Below are 13,506 nucleotides of genomic sequence, written 5' to 3' on the forward strand. Positions count from 1 at the left end.
CATCGACCGCACCAACCACAACACCACGATCAGAATCAAGATCCTCTGGCCCGACCAGTTGACAGCAGGAACGGAACCCTAACTACGCGGCATTGCCCCTAACCGGCCGGCTACGGCGGGCGCGACGAGCCTCAAGCCGGGAAGGCGATCACCGGCAGGTCACCGCCGTCGCCGTACGCCTTGCCTTCGCCGGTGAGCACGCAGGCGTCGTGCTCGAGTACCGCCATCACCGCCGCGGCGAGGTCGACCCGGCCGGTCACGGCGCGCCAGTACGCCAACTCCTGCCAGTCCTCACCCCAGGTCGGCAGCACCGCACAGGCCGAACCGCCGAGCAGGCGGTGCAGTGCCGCCCGGTCGACCGGATCGTCGACCATCGCCAGGGCCTCCGCAACGGCGACGGCCGGCACGCCGAACCGCACACCGTCGTGGGTGACCTCGTGGATGGTCTCCGCCACATCCATCGACCCGGCGAGGTACCCGAGCAGCGCCGACCGGTCCAGCACCAGCCGTACCGGTGGCAGGTCCAGGTCGGTCACGCCGCCGGGGCCTCGCGGTCGGCACCGTCGAGCATCTCCCGCGCGGCCCGACGCGACCGGTCCCGCAGGGCGGCCCGACGTCCGGGCGACCAGTCCTGCTCCACCTGAGCCCGGCGGGCCGCCGCCCGAGCCCTGCCCTCTGCCGAGACCGTCATGCCGCGATGGGCCAGCTCGGCGTCGAGGTCCTCGGCACGCATCCGGGCCCGGATCGCCTCGGCCACGTACGCGCTGGCATTCGGCTCGCGCTCCAGCCGCCGCGCGACGTCCTGCGGCAGTGAGAACGACTTCTTGCACACCGGCTCGGTCATACCAGCAACCCTACTGAATCGCACCGCTGATCGACAGCGACACGACGATGGCAAACCTCGCGACTTCGCGTCGGGAGTTAGGCGAGGGCCTGCGGCTACCTCGACGAGCCGCTTCGCCCGCCTGGTCAAGACCTGCCCGGGTCAAGGCCGGCTGAGCTGCCCCAGCGGCCGGAGTAAGTCAGATCGGCTGCACGGAAAGCGCCGTGGCGAGAAGCTCGTCGGGGCCTACGCGCTCCGGATCGACCAGAACCGCCAAGCCGACGCCCGGCTCGACCAGCCAGAACACCTGGTCGTCGCTGCTTCCGCCGGGACTCGTTCCGTGGCTGAAGTCGTCCCACGAGGCCGGGTCGCGCTCCAGGTAGCCGGCGAGGAAGTCCCGCAGCGCGGCGAGGTCGGTCAGCCGATCGCCCCGCAGCACATGGATTCGCAGGTGGACGCGGTAGCCCTCGGCCACCTGGCGCTCCCACACCCGCGTGGCGAAGCGGACGTCCTCCCACTCGCTGGCGAAGTCCGAGACCTCGGCACCGACACCGGCCGGCACCTGCCCGATCCGGAAGCCGTCCAGCACACCTCCGTCACCCGTCATGCCCACCTCTCAGCGGCGCCCAGATCGACACGTGGTCGTTGCATCACCCGGCGCGATCCTCCTCCCACGGATTGCCGGTGTCCGCCTGCGCCGAGAAGCACATCGGTACGCCGGGGTACCGCTGGCGGAACTCCCGCTCCGCCCGCTGCGGATCAGGGGTGCCGACCTCGATGCAGGACCCGTCGTGCCGCACACCCGACTGCACCACCGGCAGTCCTTGCGTCCGCCAGTGATCCTGGTCCTGCAGAATCCGCTGGAAGGTCGGCTCCAGTTCCGCCGCCGCGTGTGCGGCCGGATGCAGCCTGATCCGCTGCCTCCAGGGCATCGCGTCGATCGCCGCCTCGAACCGGGTCGGATCCTTCGCCCACACGTCGACCCGGTCGTCCTGCACGTCGATGGCGACCCCGGCATAGAGCGAAGCGAGCTCACCCTGGCCCAGCTTGCTGACCTCGGCTGCGATCTGCTCCAGCTCCCCCTGGTTGGGAAAGGCGGACGCGCTGCTCGGGGTGAGCTGACCGGACGTTCCCACCTCGACGTCGGACGGACCGGCACCGCCACATCCGGCCACCAGGACCAGCCCGACCAGCGCCCCTGCGAATCTCAGCTTCGGTGCCATCGGCCCCCCGATCCACAGTTGCCACTACCCGGTGACGATACTCGCCCCGTAGTGCACGAGCGTCTGCGAGACGTCCGCGTAGTAGAACCGCCACGTGCAGATCCGGCCGGAGAAGTTTTCACCCACGCAGCCGACCGTGGTATTGGGGTCGCCACGACTGATGATGCCCTTCGCGATGACCTTGCCGTTGTCAGGCGAGGGAAGGGAGAAGACCGGACCGCCGCTGTCGCGGGTGCCGGCCGCGCTGGTCCCGTCGGTGCGCTCCGCGCGCACGAGGGGGTAGGCGCCGCCGTAGCTCTGGTTGACCGCCTTCGCCTGGATGCCGCACCGGACTCCCGACCGAGATCCCGAGGTGCACAGCCAGTTTCCCGCCACACTCTGGCTCGCACCTTGGACCGGCTTGGAGTAGGTGCTGTTGACCCCGCCGTCCCACATCCTGCCAGCACCCCGCGCGTCGATCAGCTGGACGTCCTTGCCCGTGTTGCCGGACTGGGCGTAACCGATGAACTGGCCGGCGCCGTCGTAGAACGGCGCGCCGTCGTTACCGCAGTGGGCGGCGGAGAGCAGCTTGGTCCGTCCGCCGTGATTGACGGCGAAGCCGGTCGTGCAGCCACCCCCGGACGGCTGCGTGGAGCTGAAGATGTTCCGCGCGCCGGCGTACCACGGTGACGAGTCGTCCTGTCGTGAGAAGAGGACGGGGTCTCCAGCGGCATCGCTGACGGAGGTCGAGACGCCGGCGTCGGCGATGGCGCTGCGGACGCTCGCCGTGACGGGCTGGCCCTTCCGCATTCGGATGACGAGCCCGCCCGCGTCGGGCGAAGGACCGACCTCGATCAGCTCGCTGCGCTTGGCCAGACCGTTCAGTGCGTGCAGCAGCTGCCGCTCACTGTGCCGGGCTGGCTTGACAACGATCGGGACGCTGCTGCGCTCCCGGTCGATGACGGCCTCGACAGCGGCGGGTACCGGCCCGTGCCAGTAGATCTCCAGGTGGCGGTTCTCCGGCGCGGCGATCGCGCTGCCGAACCCGGAGTCGGACGACCCGTCGGCCACCTCTTTGATGAGCTGTCAACGCGATCGGCGCTACGGAGTCCGGCTACCGCTCAGAACACGCTGCGGAAGAGCACCAGGTAGCCGCAGTACGCGATCGGCGTCGCCAGGAAGCACACCGCGATGCCCAGCAGCGGGTAACGCGGCGGCGTACCGGCGACCATCGGCGCCCGACCGAACCGGCCCAGCAGCAGCCAACCGGCGATCAGCGACACGGCCGGAAGCCCCGCGCACATCCACGCGTACAGGGTGCCGGAGTCGACCACCCCGACCCCGGAGGCGAGCACCATCACCAGCATCAGGACCACGCCGACCGCAGCGCAGCCGGCGTACACGGCGAGCGCCCGCGCCACCGGCGACCACGCCGGCAGCAGCGGGGGCCGCTGGGCGAGCAGCTCGGCCTGCTGCCCGTGCCGGTCGGCCTCGTCGGCGTAGCGCCGCGCCAGCTCCAGCTCCGCCGCCGGGTCCGCGTCGCCCGCGCGGGGCCCCGGCACCGCCGGCGCCGTCTCCCCCACCCCACCGAAGGGGTACGCCCCGACACCCGACCGCACCGGGGCGGCGGCTGCGCCGCCGGTCAGCTCCGTCCCCGGGTCGGTGCCGGTCCGCCCGGCCGGGGTGAGATCCGGCGAGCCCGAGCCCGAGCCCGAGGCCGGCGCGGCCGGGGGCGGGCCGGACTGCGGTCGCGGCACATCTCGGGCCGTCGCCGGAGACGGCGGGCCCGGCGGCATCGGTGTTCTCGAGGCGGGCGCGGGCGATGCCGCCCACACCGGTCCGGCCGTCGACGCGTCACCGCTCGCCGGGGCCGTCGGGCCGCCCGGTGCGGTGGGCGGCGGTGGATCAGCGGGCGCAGCCGGTGGAACGGGGCCGGCGGGTGGCTGCGCGCCGATCGCGCGGCCGAGCTGGTCGAGGCGCTGCCCCTGGGCGGTGAGCCGGTGCCGGAGGGACTCGGCGGCGGCGTGCAGGTCACGTCGGCGCGCGGCCTCGGCGGCAGCACCCTGCTCCCCGGCGCGGCGTTGCTCGGCCAGCAGCCGGGCGAGGGCGGCGTAGTCGGCGAAGGACACTATCCCTCCCCGTCGTCATCGGGCTGGCCGTCACGGGCGAACGGCACGATCAACCGGGTGCGGTGGTCGTGCCGGTCGACCAGCAGGGCCCGGTCGGCGCGCGGCTGATAGCTCAGCTCGGGCACGCCGAGGTGCAGGGCGAGGTCGGCGCCGGGCACGTTAAGCGCGACCAGGCAGGCGACGTCGTCCCGGTTGTGCGTGCCGCCGAGGTCGTCGGCGAGCCGGCGCAGCCCGCGCCACCAGCCGAGCAGGTGCACGCCCCGCCCGGGGCCCTGCCGCAGCAGCTGCCGCAGGTCGTCGTGGCCGGTGCGGAAGGTCGCCGGGTCGGCGGCGGCGAGCAGGCTGGTCGCGGTGTCCACACCGAACACGACGAGGTAGGTGCGGGCACCGGCCGCAGCCGCGCCGCCGGCTGACGCACCGGCCGCCGCTTCGGGCTCGGAGGTCTGCGCCGCCAGGTCGGCGATGCCGGCGCGCAGCGCCGCCGCGTCGAGGCGCTCGACCGGGTGACCGGCGGCGGCCAGCGCGGCCGCCGTGTCGGCCACGGCCGGCTCGGCGGCGGTCACCAGCGGGGCGAGCAGGAACCGCGCGTCGCCGACGGCGTGCTGGCGGGCCAGGCTGAGGGTGGCCGCGCGCAGCACCTCCGCGCCGTCGGCGGAGGTGCCCACCACCGCCAGATGCCGGCCCGGGGCGTTGTCCATGATGAACAGCGCGGTGGTGCCGTCCACGTCGACCGTGCGGCCGACCAGGGCGAGCGGGCGCCGGCCGCCCGGCCGCAGCCCGGCGTACGTGGGGTCGTCCTCCAGCCGCGCGGTCTCGTACCCCTTGAAGACCGACGGCGGGCGCGCGCCCGCCGGGCGGGCCTCCCACAGCTCGTGGCGCAGCCGGGTGACTTCGGCGGCGCTCGCGTGGGCGTCGGGGAAGCGGACGACGGTGTCCGCGCCGACCGCGCCGGCGGCGGTGTTGAGCACGGCGGACCCGACCGGCAGGGTGGCGGCGGAGCCGTTGAGCGGGTCGAGCACCCCGCCACCGCCGGGCAGCGCCACCCGGAGCGCGAACTGCCCGAAGATCGCCTCGGCGCGGCCGTAGAGGGCCTCGATGCCGGTGGTGGCCTGGCTGGCGAGCACCAGGTGCACACCGTACGAGCGCCCCTTGCGGGCCAGTTCCTCAAGCAGGTCGACCGACTCGCGGGCGAGCGCGTCGTTGCCGGCGAGCAGCACGTGGAACTCATCGACCACGGCGACGACCCTGGGCAGCCGCGCCGGCCCGGGCAGGTCGGCCAGCTTGGTGACACCGTGCCGCTTGAACGCGGTGGCCCGGCGCTGTAGTTCCCGGCGCAGCTCGCGGAGCACCGCCACGCCGTACTCCCGGTCGGATTCGATGCCGACCGCCCGCGCGTGCGGCAACCAGGACGGGTCGCGCCCGGTGGGGACGAACTCGGTGAAGCTCACCCCCTCCTTGAAGTCGAGCAGGTAGAGCTGCAGCTCGGCCGGGGAGTAGCGGGCGGCCAGCCCGTACAGGACGTCGAGCAGGAACACCGTCTTGCCGGCGCCGGTGCGCCCGCCGACCAGCCAGTGCGGGGTGGCGTCGTCGAAGGCGACGGTCACCGGGTCCCGCCCGGCGCGACCCACCGCGGTGCGCAGCCCGCCCACCGACGGCTCGGCCCAGCGCCGGCCGGGCAGCAGGTCCGCGAAGCGCGGCACCGCGCCCTGCCGGACGGCGGCGCCCAGGTGCCCGGCCAGCGCCGCGACGGACGCGGCGGGCGGGTCGCCGTCGAGGCGCACCGGGGCGGCGAGGCCGCTGCCGTCGGCGCTGAACGGGTGCCCGGGCGGGTCGCCCACGTGCGCGTCGTCGCCGTCGAGCCGTACCGTCGTCGTCGCGCCGAGCGCCGGCGTTCCGGTGTGGCCGGCGAGCAGCACGCACACCGCGGCGGCCGGGCCGGCGTGGGTGAGCGCGGCGAGCCGGGCGGCGTCCCGGGGCGGCGGCGGGCCCGCGGCGACCACGACAAGCAGGTCCTGGTCGGGCCGGTCGGCGGCGCGGGCCGCGCGGGCGTGCGCCTCGGCGGCGTCGAGCACGGCGGTGACCTCGGCCTCGCTCGTCGCCGGCGGGTCGAGCACACCGGCGTCGAGCAGCGGGCGCAGCGGGCCGAAGGTGGCGCCGAGCGCGGCGGTGTCGAGGCCGGCGACGCGGACCCCGCCGGGCGGGGCGGTGGCCAGCAGTCGCAGCACCACGGCCCGCAGCAGCCCGGCGATCCGTGGGTCGCGGGCGTCGGTGCCGATGGCGAGATGGTGACCGCCACCGAGCGGGACGACGACCGGGAAGCGACCGAGCGGCGTGGTCGCCTCGCCAAGGCGTACCGGCGCCGGGCCGGCGGCGAGCGGGGTGGCGCCGGGGGCGGGGGCGGCCAGTTCACCGCCGAGGCGCGCGAGCCGGGCGAGCAGGTCGGCTCCGCCGACCGGGGTAACCGGCGGCGCGGCGGCACCCAACGCCCGGCGGGCGGTGTCGAGGTGCGCCCGGGCCGCGCGGTGGGCCGCGACCGCCTGCCCGTACGCCGACGCGAGCCTGCCCACCCTCGGTTCCGCTCCCGTCGCCTCGCCCGTCCGGTCCGCCGAGAACCCTAACCGACCGCGGCGGCGACGGAACAGTCCGGACACGACACGACTCGCCGGTCAGCGCGGCGACGGTCCACAGGGGGCGGGGCCGGCGGTCGGACGGTCGATGGCGCCGCACGCCCAGACCTCGACCGGCTCGACGGTGACGTCCGGCACCCGCTCGACCCGCATCAGCGCGAGTCGCTTGTCGACCGGCTCGCCCGAGTCCGGCAGGTACCGGATCAGGCCGGACACGCCCGGGTAGCCCCGGCCGGCGTTCTGCCGCAACACCTCGGCGTGCACCCCGACCGGGTTGACCGCCCTCGGCTCCCACCGCTGGCCCGGGTCGGCGTGGTGCAGCCGGGCGGCCAGGCTCTCCACGGCCCGCACCATCATCATCGCCGCGTCGTAGGCGAGACTCACCCGCTCCCCCACCGCGTGCGGCCGGTCGGGCCGGCAGCGCGGCGGGTCGAGCAGGTCGTCGGCCTGGATCCAGGTCAGGAACGTGGCCCGGGCCTCGTCGCGCCGCTGCTGCGCGGCCCGCAGCGCGGCGCAGGTGCCCAGCGACGCCTTCGACACGTACGTCACCGGGATGTTGCCGGGCGCGGCGGCGCGCAGCCCGGGGTTGGCGATGTAGCGGTTGACCGAGTCGTCGCCGACGAGGTGCCGGGGCGGGTTGTCGCCGCACTCGCGCAGCGCCCGCAGGAAGCCGTCGAACTCCGACCAGCGGCCGGCGAAGAAGAGCAGGCCGGGGTAGCCGCACTCGGCGGTCAGCCGCTTGCCGGTGCGCCACTCCTCCAGCCGGGTGAGCCGCGGCCCGAACCGCTCCCGCAGGCCGTGGACCAGGGTGTTGACGTACAGGTCCCGTTCGAGGGAGCTGCCCTCCCCGGTCGTCCAGTACACGTGCGCCTCGTCGACCTTCAGCACCTCCCGCGCGTACGCCTCGACCATCCGGACCTGGTCGGTGTTGGGCGCGCTGACCTGGAGGTAGAGGCGCGAGTTGGCGTCCATCCGGTCGGCCGACAGGGTGGGCGCCAGCACCGGCAGGCCGACCCGGTTCAGCTCGGCCAGCGCTTGGGCGGTGCTGGTGCGGCTCTCCACCATGCCGATCACGCCGAGCACCGTGGGGTCGTCGCGGGCCAGGTCGGCGAGCATGGCCACGGCCCGGTCGGCGTGCCGCATCTGCCGGCCGCCGTTGGCGACCACGATGCGCAGCAGCGCCGCCCCGTCCGCGCCGGCCGACTCCTTCAGCAGCGCGTACTGCGCGGTGGCCATGCCCTCCAGTTCCTCGCGTTCGGACACGTAGGACTCCTCGTCGGCCCGGGTGCGGTTGCCGGTGAGGGTGCCCAGGTAGACGAGCGTGAGGTAGGGGCGGCGGCGGTCGCTGCGCCGCCACACCTCCTCGGTGGCCCGGTTCTGGGCGAAGATGCGCTCCTGCACGGCGCGCAGCCGGTCCTGGCCGGGGTCGTTGTTGAACAGCTGGACCGCGCTGTCGCTGTAGCCGACGCATTCGCCGTCGACCAGTTCGACGGCGACCCGCCCGCCGGTGACCGACGGGTGGCAGCCGGGCCCCCACCGGGTGCCCGCCCAGGTGCCGCCGGAAGCCACAAGCACGAGGACGAGCGCGGCCGGCAGGAACCGCCGGGACCACCACGGCGGCTCCGGCGCGCTGAACGGGCGCACCCCACCGCGCGGCGGCGGCCCGGTCTCGTCCGGGTCCGGCCGCAGCACCACGAGCCAGGCCGCCGCCCGGCGCAGCCGGCGCATCTCGGGCAGGGCCGCGGACCACTCGTCGTACGCCTCGTCGGCCTCGTCCAGCGGGTGCGGCTCGGGCAGCTCGGGTGGGCCGTCGTCGGCGGCGGCGACCACGAGCAGCGGGTCGTTGCGCCCGGTCTCGTTGCGGACGTCGGTCAGCAGGCGGACCAGCAGGTGCCCGGGGTTGCCCGGGGCGACGCCGTCGAGCAGCAGCACCGGGTAGGCGGTGCGCCGCCAGTCGGCCGGGTGCCACAGCCGCCGCCGGTAGGCCTGGCGGAGGTCCTCCAGGAACGCGTGCAGCAGCAGCTTGTCGACCTGGTCGGGTTGCTCCCCGTCGCGCCAGCCGGCGGTGAGCCGCTCGGCGAAGCCGAGGAAGGTGACCGACTGGCGGGGCGCCAGGTACTGCTGGCGCATGAACCAGCGGTAGTGCCGCCCGAGCATCGGCACCCGCCCGGAGACGGCGAGCCGGAAGACCGCGCCGGGCACCGCCCGCCGGACCAGCCAGAGCAGCAGCTGCGACACGATCGAGACGGCGTCGCCGCCGGCCGGCGCCGGATCGGTGCCACCCCGCGGGCCGCGCCGGTCCCGCAGCCGGCGGACTAGCGCCGAGCGGCCCTCGTCGGCGTCCAGGCCGACGGTGAGGCTCTGCTGCATCAGCCAGTCGGCGAGCCGGTAGTGCTCGAAGCGCAGGCGGGTCGCGCCGAAGGCCTCAAGGGACAGCTGCCGGTGCAGCTCCCGCAGGAGCGTGGGCACGTCGGCGGGTTGGGCGGCGGCGTCCAGGACGGCGTGCGGGACGCGTCGGCGCGGCCCCTGCCCGAGGAAGCGGCGGACGAGCGCCATCAGGTCCGGTGTGCCGGGTGGCCGCACCAGCCAGAGCACCGGGAGCCGGCGGTCGCCGCGGCGGGGCCGGCGCAGCAGGCGGGCGAGCAGCCCGAGCAGCTCCCACCCGCCGGCCGGCAGCCGGTCGCGGCTGGCCGGGGGCTGCTTCTGGCTTGTTGACTCCCGCATGGTCACCCCCGCGATCAGTGGCGCAGCGTGTCTGCGCGATCCACCCAGTGTGGCGGGTGGGGGCAAACGGGCCGGCGGCCGGTGGTCCGGGGTGGACCACCGGCCGCCGGGCGGCGCGGTCAGCGGGTGACGGCGTTCAGGGCCGGCAGGTAGCCGTACCGGTAGCCGTCGGCGTTCGGGTGGTACGCCTCGATGACCCCGGTGACGTCCTTGATCCACGGGCTCGACGCGCAGACGCCGTGACCGGCGAAGTAGGGGCGGGTGTCGGCGAAGGTGGCCCCGGCCGCGGCGGCCCGGGCGGCGGTGACGCTGGCGAGGACGTCGGCGGCCTCGTTGAGCATCTGCCGCTTGGTGCTGCTCATCGCGAACAGCCCGCACCAGCCGGTCTCGAACAGGCGCGGGTAGCCGAGCACGATCAGCCGGGCGTTCGGGGCCCGGTTGCGGATGGCCGCGTACGTGGCGTCCAGCCGGCCGGGCAGGGTGCTGGTGGCGAAGGACTTCGCCGCGTTGACGGCGTTCGTGCAGTTGGAGGTGCTCTCGAAGCGGCAGGTGGTCATCACGTCGGCGAAGCCGGCGTCGTTGCCGCCGATCGTGATGGTCACCAGGGTGGTGCTGGTGCTCAGCGAGCTCACCTGTTCGTTGATGACGTCGGAGGTGACCGCGCCACCGCAGGCCGGGAACTTGAAGCTGGTCACCGCGTTGGCGGCGGCCCAGAGCGGGGCGTACGACTTCTCGCTGCGGAAGCAGCCGGACCAGTCGTAGGGACCGGCGCCGACGCCGGAGGAGTACGAGTCGCCGAGTGCGACGTAGTTGACGGTGGCGGCCTGTGCGGTGCCGGGCACGAGCACGGCGCCGGCGACGGCGGTGAACAGGGTGGCGAGCGCGGCCAGGGCGCGGGCCAGCGGGCGGTGTGGCATGAGGGACCTCCACAGGACAGGGGTGGTGGTGGCCCTGTGACCGCGCGCGTGGCCAGGGGTGCAACGGTTGTTACTAGTCGGTAATGCTATCGAAACATTTGGATAAAGTGAATAGCCGTTAACCCGCGCTGGCACCGCACAGCGCACTCGGGTGGCCCGACCGGCCGGCGTGCCCGCCGCCGTTCACACCGTGATGATCACGTGGAGGTTGCGGGGGCCGTGGACGCCCTCGACCCGGTCGAGTTCGATGTCGCTGGTGGCGGACGGCCCGCTGATCCAGGTCAGTGGCCGGTGCGGATCGATGCGGCCGAGGGCGTCCGGCACCGTGGCGACGACCTGGTCGGCACGCAGCACGCACACGTGCACGTCGGGCAGCAGCGTGATGATCCGGCGACCCTGATCCGGGGACCCGTCGAGGACGATGGTGCCGGTCTCGACGACGGCCACCGCCGCCGCGGTGACGACCCCGTCCAGGGTGGCGATCCGCCCCGCCGACAGGCCGTCGTCCGGCACCGCGGTCACACTGTCGGGCAACCAGTGCCGGGGCAGCCCGGGTGGCACCACGACCTGCCGGCCGCCGAGCACGTCGTCGACGACCCGGGCGACGTCCGCGTCGGCGCACCGGTGCACGGTCGCCCGGTAGTCGGCGAGGCGGTCCACGAGCAGGTCGAAATCGACGGCGACCGAGCCGGCGGGCCGGTAGTCCCGGGGCACCTCGGGTCGCTCCGGCCGGTCGTCGAGCGCCGCCCGTAGGCGGCCGAGGATGACCTCGCGTGCGCTCACCGCTCGGCCCACCACTGGCGGAAGGTCCGCGGCGGCGCCGCCGGCAGGTCGCGGCTTGCGGTCCAGCCGGACAACGGTGGTGGCAGGCCGCGCCCGCTCCGCCCGGCGAGCCGGCTCAGCCGCGCGGCCCGCTGCGCGGCCGCGTACAGCGCCGGGTGGTCCATCGTGTACGCCGCGGCGGCCATCGCTGCCGCCTCCGCACGCGGATGCGACACCTGGCTGCGGAGGTGGACCAGGATGGACGGAATGTCGATCATCACCGGGCAGGCGTCGTAGCAGGCGCCGCAGAGCGACGACGCGTACGGCAGCGAGGCGTTGTCGTCGACCCCGGTCAGCTGCGGGGACAGCACCGCCCCGATCGGCCCCGGATAGACCGACCCGTACGCGTGCCCGCCGGTGCGCTCGTACACCGGGCAGACGTTGAGGCAGGCGGAACAGCGGATGCAGTGCAGCGCCTGCCGCCCGACCGGGTCGGCGAGCACCGCGCTGCGCCCGTTGTCGAGCAGCACCAGGTGGAACGCCTGCGGGCCGTCGCCCGGGGTGACCCCGGTCCACATCGAGGTGTACGGGTTCATCCGCTCCCCGGTCGCCGCCCGCGGCAGCACCTGAAGGAAGACCTCCAGGTCCCGCCAGGTGGGCACCACCTTCTCGATGCCCAGCACGGTGATCAGCGTCTCCGGCAGGGTCAGGCACATCCGCCCGTTGCCCTCCGACTCGACGACGGCGAGGGTCCCGGTCTCGGCGACGGCGAAGTTCGCCCCGGACACGGCCACCCGCGTGCTCAGGAACGTCTCCCGTAGATGCCGGCGCGCCGCGGCGGCCAGCGCCGCCGGCTCGTCGGTGAGCGCAGGGTCGACGCCCGGCATCGCCCGCAGGAAGATCTCCCGGATCTCCGCCCGGTTGCGGTGGATCGCCGGCACCAGGATGTGGCTCGGCCGGTCGCCGCCGAGCTGCACGATCAGCTCCGCGAGGTCGGTCTCGACCGGCTCGATCCCCGCTGCCTGCAGGGCCTCGTTGAGGCCGATCTCCTGGGTGGCCATCGACTTGACCTTCATCACCCGGTCCGCGCCGGCCGCCCGCACCAGGTCGGTGACGATCCGGTTGGCCTCGACCGCGTCGGCGGCCCAGTGCACCGCCCCACCGGCCCTGGTGACCGCCGCCTCCAACCGCTCGAGCAGTTCGGGAAGGCGGGCCATGGTCCCGGTCTTGATCGCCCGGGCAGCGGCCCGCAGCTGCGGCCAGTCCGGCAGCTCGCCGACGACGGCCCCCGACTTGTTCCGGATGGTGGTGGTGGCGTGCCGCAGGTTGCGGCGCAGCTGCGCGTCGGCCAGCGCCCGCCGCGCGGCGGCCGGGAACGGCTCGTCGCCACGCAGCTGTCCCACCCCGCGCGGGGCCGTGGCGGGCATGCCCAGAAACGTCCGACTCACACCCGTACCCCCGGTCGCTCGCGTTCCCCGGTCTCGGTCGCGGCCAGGATCTCCGCCAGGTGCACCGTCCGCACCCCCGCTCTCAGGCGGGACAGTCCACCGCCGATGTGCATCAGGCACGACACGTCGCCGGCGGCGCACACCTCCGCCCGGGTGGCCAGCACGTTGCGCATCTTGTCGGCGAGCATCGCCGTCGAGGTGTCCGCGTTCTTCACCGCGAACGTGCCGCCGAAGCCGCAACACTGCTCCGCCTGCGGCAACTCCACCAGCTCCAGACCCCGCACCGCCCGCAACAGGCGCAACGGCCGGTCCGCCACCCGCAGCATCCGCAGCGAGTGGCAGGTCGGGTGGTACGTCACCCGGTGCGGATAGTAGGCACCCACCTCGGTCACCCCGAGCACGTCCACCAGGAACTCGGACAGCTCATACGTGCGGCCGGCGACGTCCTCGGCCCGGCCGGCCAGCCGCTCGTCGCCCGCCCGCCGGGCGACCGCGGCGTGCTGGTGCCGCACCGACCCGACGCACGATCCGGACGGGACCACCACCACGTCGTACGGCGCGAACACGCGCACGTGCCGGCGTACCAGCCGCAGCGCGTCGTCCGGATAGCCGGTGTTGACGTGCATCTGGCCGCAGCAGGTCTGGTCCTCGGGAAAGACGACCTCGTGGCCGAGCCGCTCCAGCAGGCGCACGGTCGCCACCGCCGCCCGCGGGAACAGGGTGTCCGCCAGACAGGTCACGAACAGCGCGACGCGCATCCTCAACCACCCATCGGCCGGGCCTGCACCGGAATGCTACTGAAAGCGGGACGCGAGCGGCGAGGAGCCGGACGACGGGGGGCATCCGGCTCCTCGCTCCCGACATCTGGGGCGCT

Annotated in this window: 12 protein-coding genes; all 12 read right to left on the minus strand. The window is 74.4% G+C overall.

Annotated features, from left to right (window positions below; translation table 11 throughout):
* Positions 1 to 131 precede the first annotated feature (131 nt).
* The 12 genes from ABTW87_RS25615 to ABTW87_RS25670 all read right to left on the minus strand — a co-directional run bounded on the left by ABTW87_RS25615 (position 132) and on the right by ABTW87_RS25670 (position 13,390).
* Positions 132 to 461: a hypothetical protein gene (locus ABTW87_RS25615; protein WP_350653594.1), complete on the minus strand. Its 330-nt coding sequence runs from the start codon at positions 459 to 461 to the stop codon at positions 132 to 134.
* A gap of 71 nt (positions 462 to 532) precedes the next feature.
* Entirely contained in the window at positions 533 to 844 is a 312-nt protein-coding gene (locus ABTW87_RS25620; RefSeq protein ID WP_350653512.1) for a hypothetical protein, read from the minus strand.
* A gap of 178 nt (positions 845 to 1,022) precedes the next feature.
* On the minus strand, positions 1,023 to 1,430 hold the full coding sequence (locus ABTW87_RS25625) for a hypothetical protein (RefSeq protein ID WP_350653513.1): 408 nt from the start codon (positions 1,428 to 1,430) through the stop codon (positions 1,023 to 1,025).
* Between the two features lie 43 nt (positions 1,431 to 1,473).
* A complete protein-coding gene (locus tag ABTW87_RS25630; protein WP_350653514.1) occupies positions 1,474 to 2,046 on the minus strand; it encodes a hypothetical protein in 573 nt (190 codons plus the stop codon).
* Between the two features lie 24 nt (positions 2,047 to 2,070).
* Entirely contained in the window at positions 2,071 to 3,096 is a 1,026-nt protein-coding gene (locus ABTW87_RS25635) for a chymotrypsin family serine protease (protein WP_350653515.1), read from the minus strand.
* Between the two features lie 50 nt (positions 3,097 to 3,146).
* Complete coding sequence (locus ABTW87_RS25640; protein ID WP_350653516.1) at positions 3,147 to 4,154, minus strand: hypothetical protein; 1,008 nt, start codon at positions 4,152 to 4,154, stop codon at positions 3,147 to 3,149.
* A complete protein-coding gene (locus ABTW87_RS25645) occupies positions 4,154 to 6,721 on the minus strand; it encodes an FtsK/SpoIIIE domain-containing protein (RefSeq protein WP_350653517.1) in 2,568 nt (855 codons plus the stop codon). The genes ABTW87_RS25640 and ABTW87_RS25645 overlap by 1 nt, the downstream gene beginning before the upstream one ends.
* Positions 6,722 to 6,820: 99 nt before the next feature.
* Positions 6,821 to 9,505 carry a hypothetical protein gene (locus tag ABTW87_RS25650; protein WP_350653518.1) on the minus strand — a complete coding sequence of 895 codons (2,685 nt, stop codon included), beginning with the start codon at positions 9,503 to 9,505 and terminating at the stop codon, positions 6,821 to 6,823.
* A 119-nt stretch (positions 9,506 to 9,624) separates the two neighbouring features.
* Complete coding sequence (locus tag ABTW87_RS25655) at positions 9,625 to 10,422, minus strand: SGNH/GDSL hydrolase family protein (RefSeq protein ID WP_350653519.1); 798 nt, start codon at positions 10,420 to 10,422, stop codon at positions 9,625 to 9,627.
* Positions 10,423 to 10,605: 183 nt separating this feature from the next.
* Positions 10,606 to 11,205, minus strand: coding sequence for a LutC/YkgG family protein (locus tag ABTW87_RS25660; RefSeq protein ID WP_350653520.1), 600 nt, complete (start codon positions 11,203 to 11,205; stop codon positions 10,606 to 10,608).
* Positions 11,202 to 12,611, minus strand: coding sequence for a lactate utilization protein B (locus ABTW87_RS25665; RefSeq protein WP_350653521.1), 1,410 nt, complete (start codon positions 12,609 to 12,611; stop codon positions 11,202 to 11,204). The genes ABTW87_RS25660 and ABTW87_RS25665 overlap by 4 nt, the downstream gene beginning before the upstream one ends.
* 17 nt (positions 12,612 to 12,628) lie before the next feature.
* On the minus strand, positions 12,629 to 13,390 hold the full coding sequence (locus ABTW87_RS25670; protein ID WP_350653522.1) for a (Fe-S)-binding protein: 762 nt from the start codon (positions 13,388 to 13,390) through the stop codon (positions 12,629 to 12,631).
* Positions 13,391 to 13,506: the final 116 nt, after the last annotated feature.

Origin of the sequence: Micromonospora sp. NPDC126480, assembly GCF_040302465.1 — a bacterium.
Lineage (GTDB): Bacteria > Actinomycetota > Actinomycetes > Mycobacteriales > Micromonosporaceae > Micromonospora.

Excerpts from the sequence above, each read along its gene's own strand:
- ABTW87_RS25665 (WP_350653521.1), bottom strand. The coding sequence starts at position 12,611 with ATGCCCGCCACGGCCCCGCGCGGGGTGGGACAGCTGCGTGGCGACGAG.
- ABTW87_RS25630 (WP_350653514.1), bottom strand. The coding sequence starts at position 2,046 with ATGGCACCGAAGCTGAGATTCGCAGGGGCGCTGGTCGGGCTGGTCCTG.
- ABTW87_RS25625 (WP_350653513.1), bottom strand. The coding sequence starts at position 1,430 with ATGACGGGTGACGGAGGTGTGCTGGACGGCTTCCGGATCGGGCAGGTG.
- ABTW87_RS25615 (WP_350653594.1), bottom strand. The coding sequence starts at position 461 with ATGGATGTGGCGGAGACCATCCACGAGGTCACCCACGACGGTGTGCGG.
- ABTW87_RS25655 (WP_350653519.1), bottom strand. The coding sequence starts at position 10,422 with ATGCCACACCGCCCGCTGGCCCGCGCCCTGGCCGCGCTCGCCACCCTG.
- ABTW87_RS25620 (WP_350653512.1), bottom strand. The coding sequence starts at position 844 with ATGACCGAGCCGGTGTGCAAGAAGTCGTTCTCACTGCCGCAGGACGTC.
- ABTW87_RS25670 (WP_350653522.1), bottom strand. The coding sequence starts at position 13,390 with ATGCGCGTCGCGCTGTTCGTGACCTGTCTGGCGGACACCCTGTTCCCG.
- ABTW87_RS25650 (WP_350653518.1), bottom strand. The coding sequence starts at position 9,505 with ATGCGGGAGTCAACAAGCCAGAAGCAGCCCCCGGCCAGCCGCGACCGG.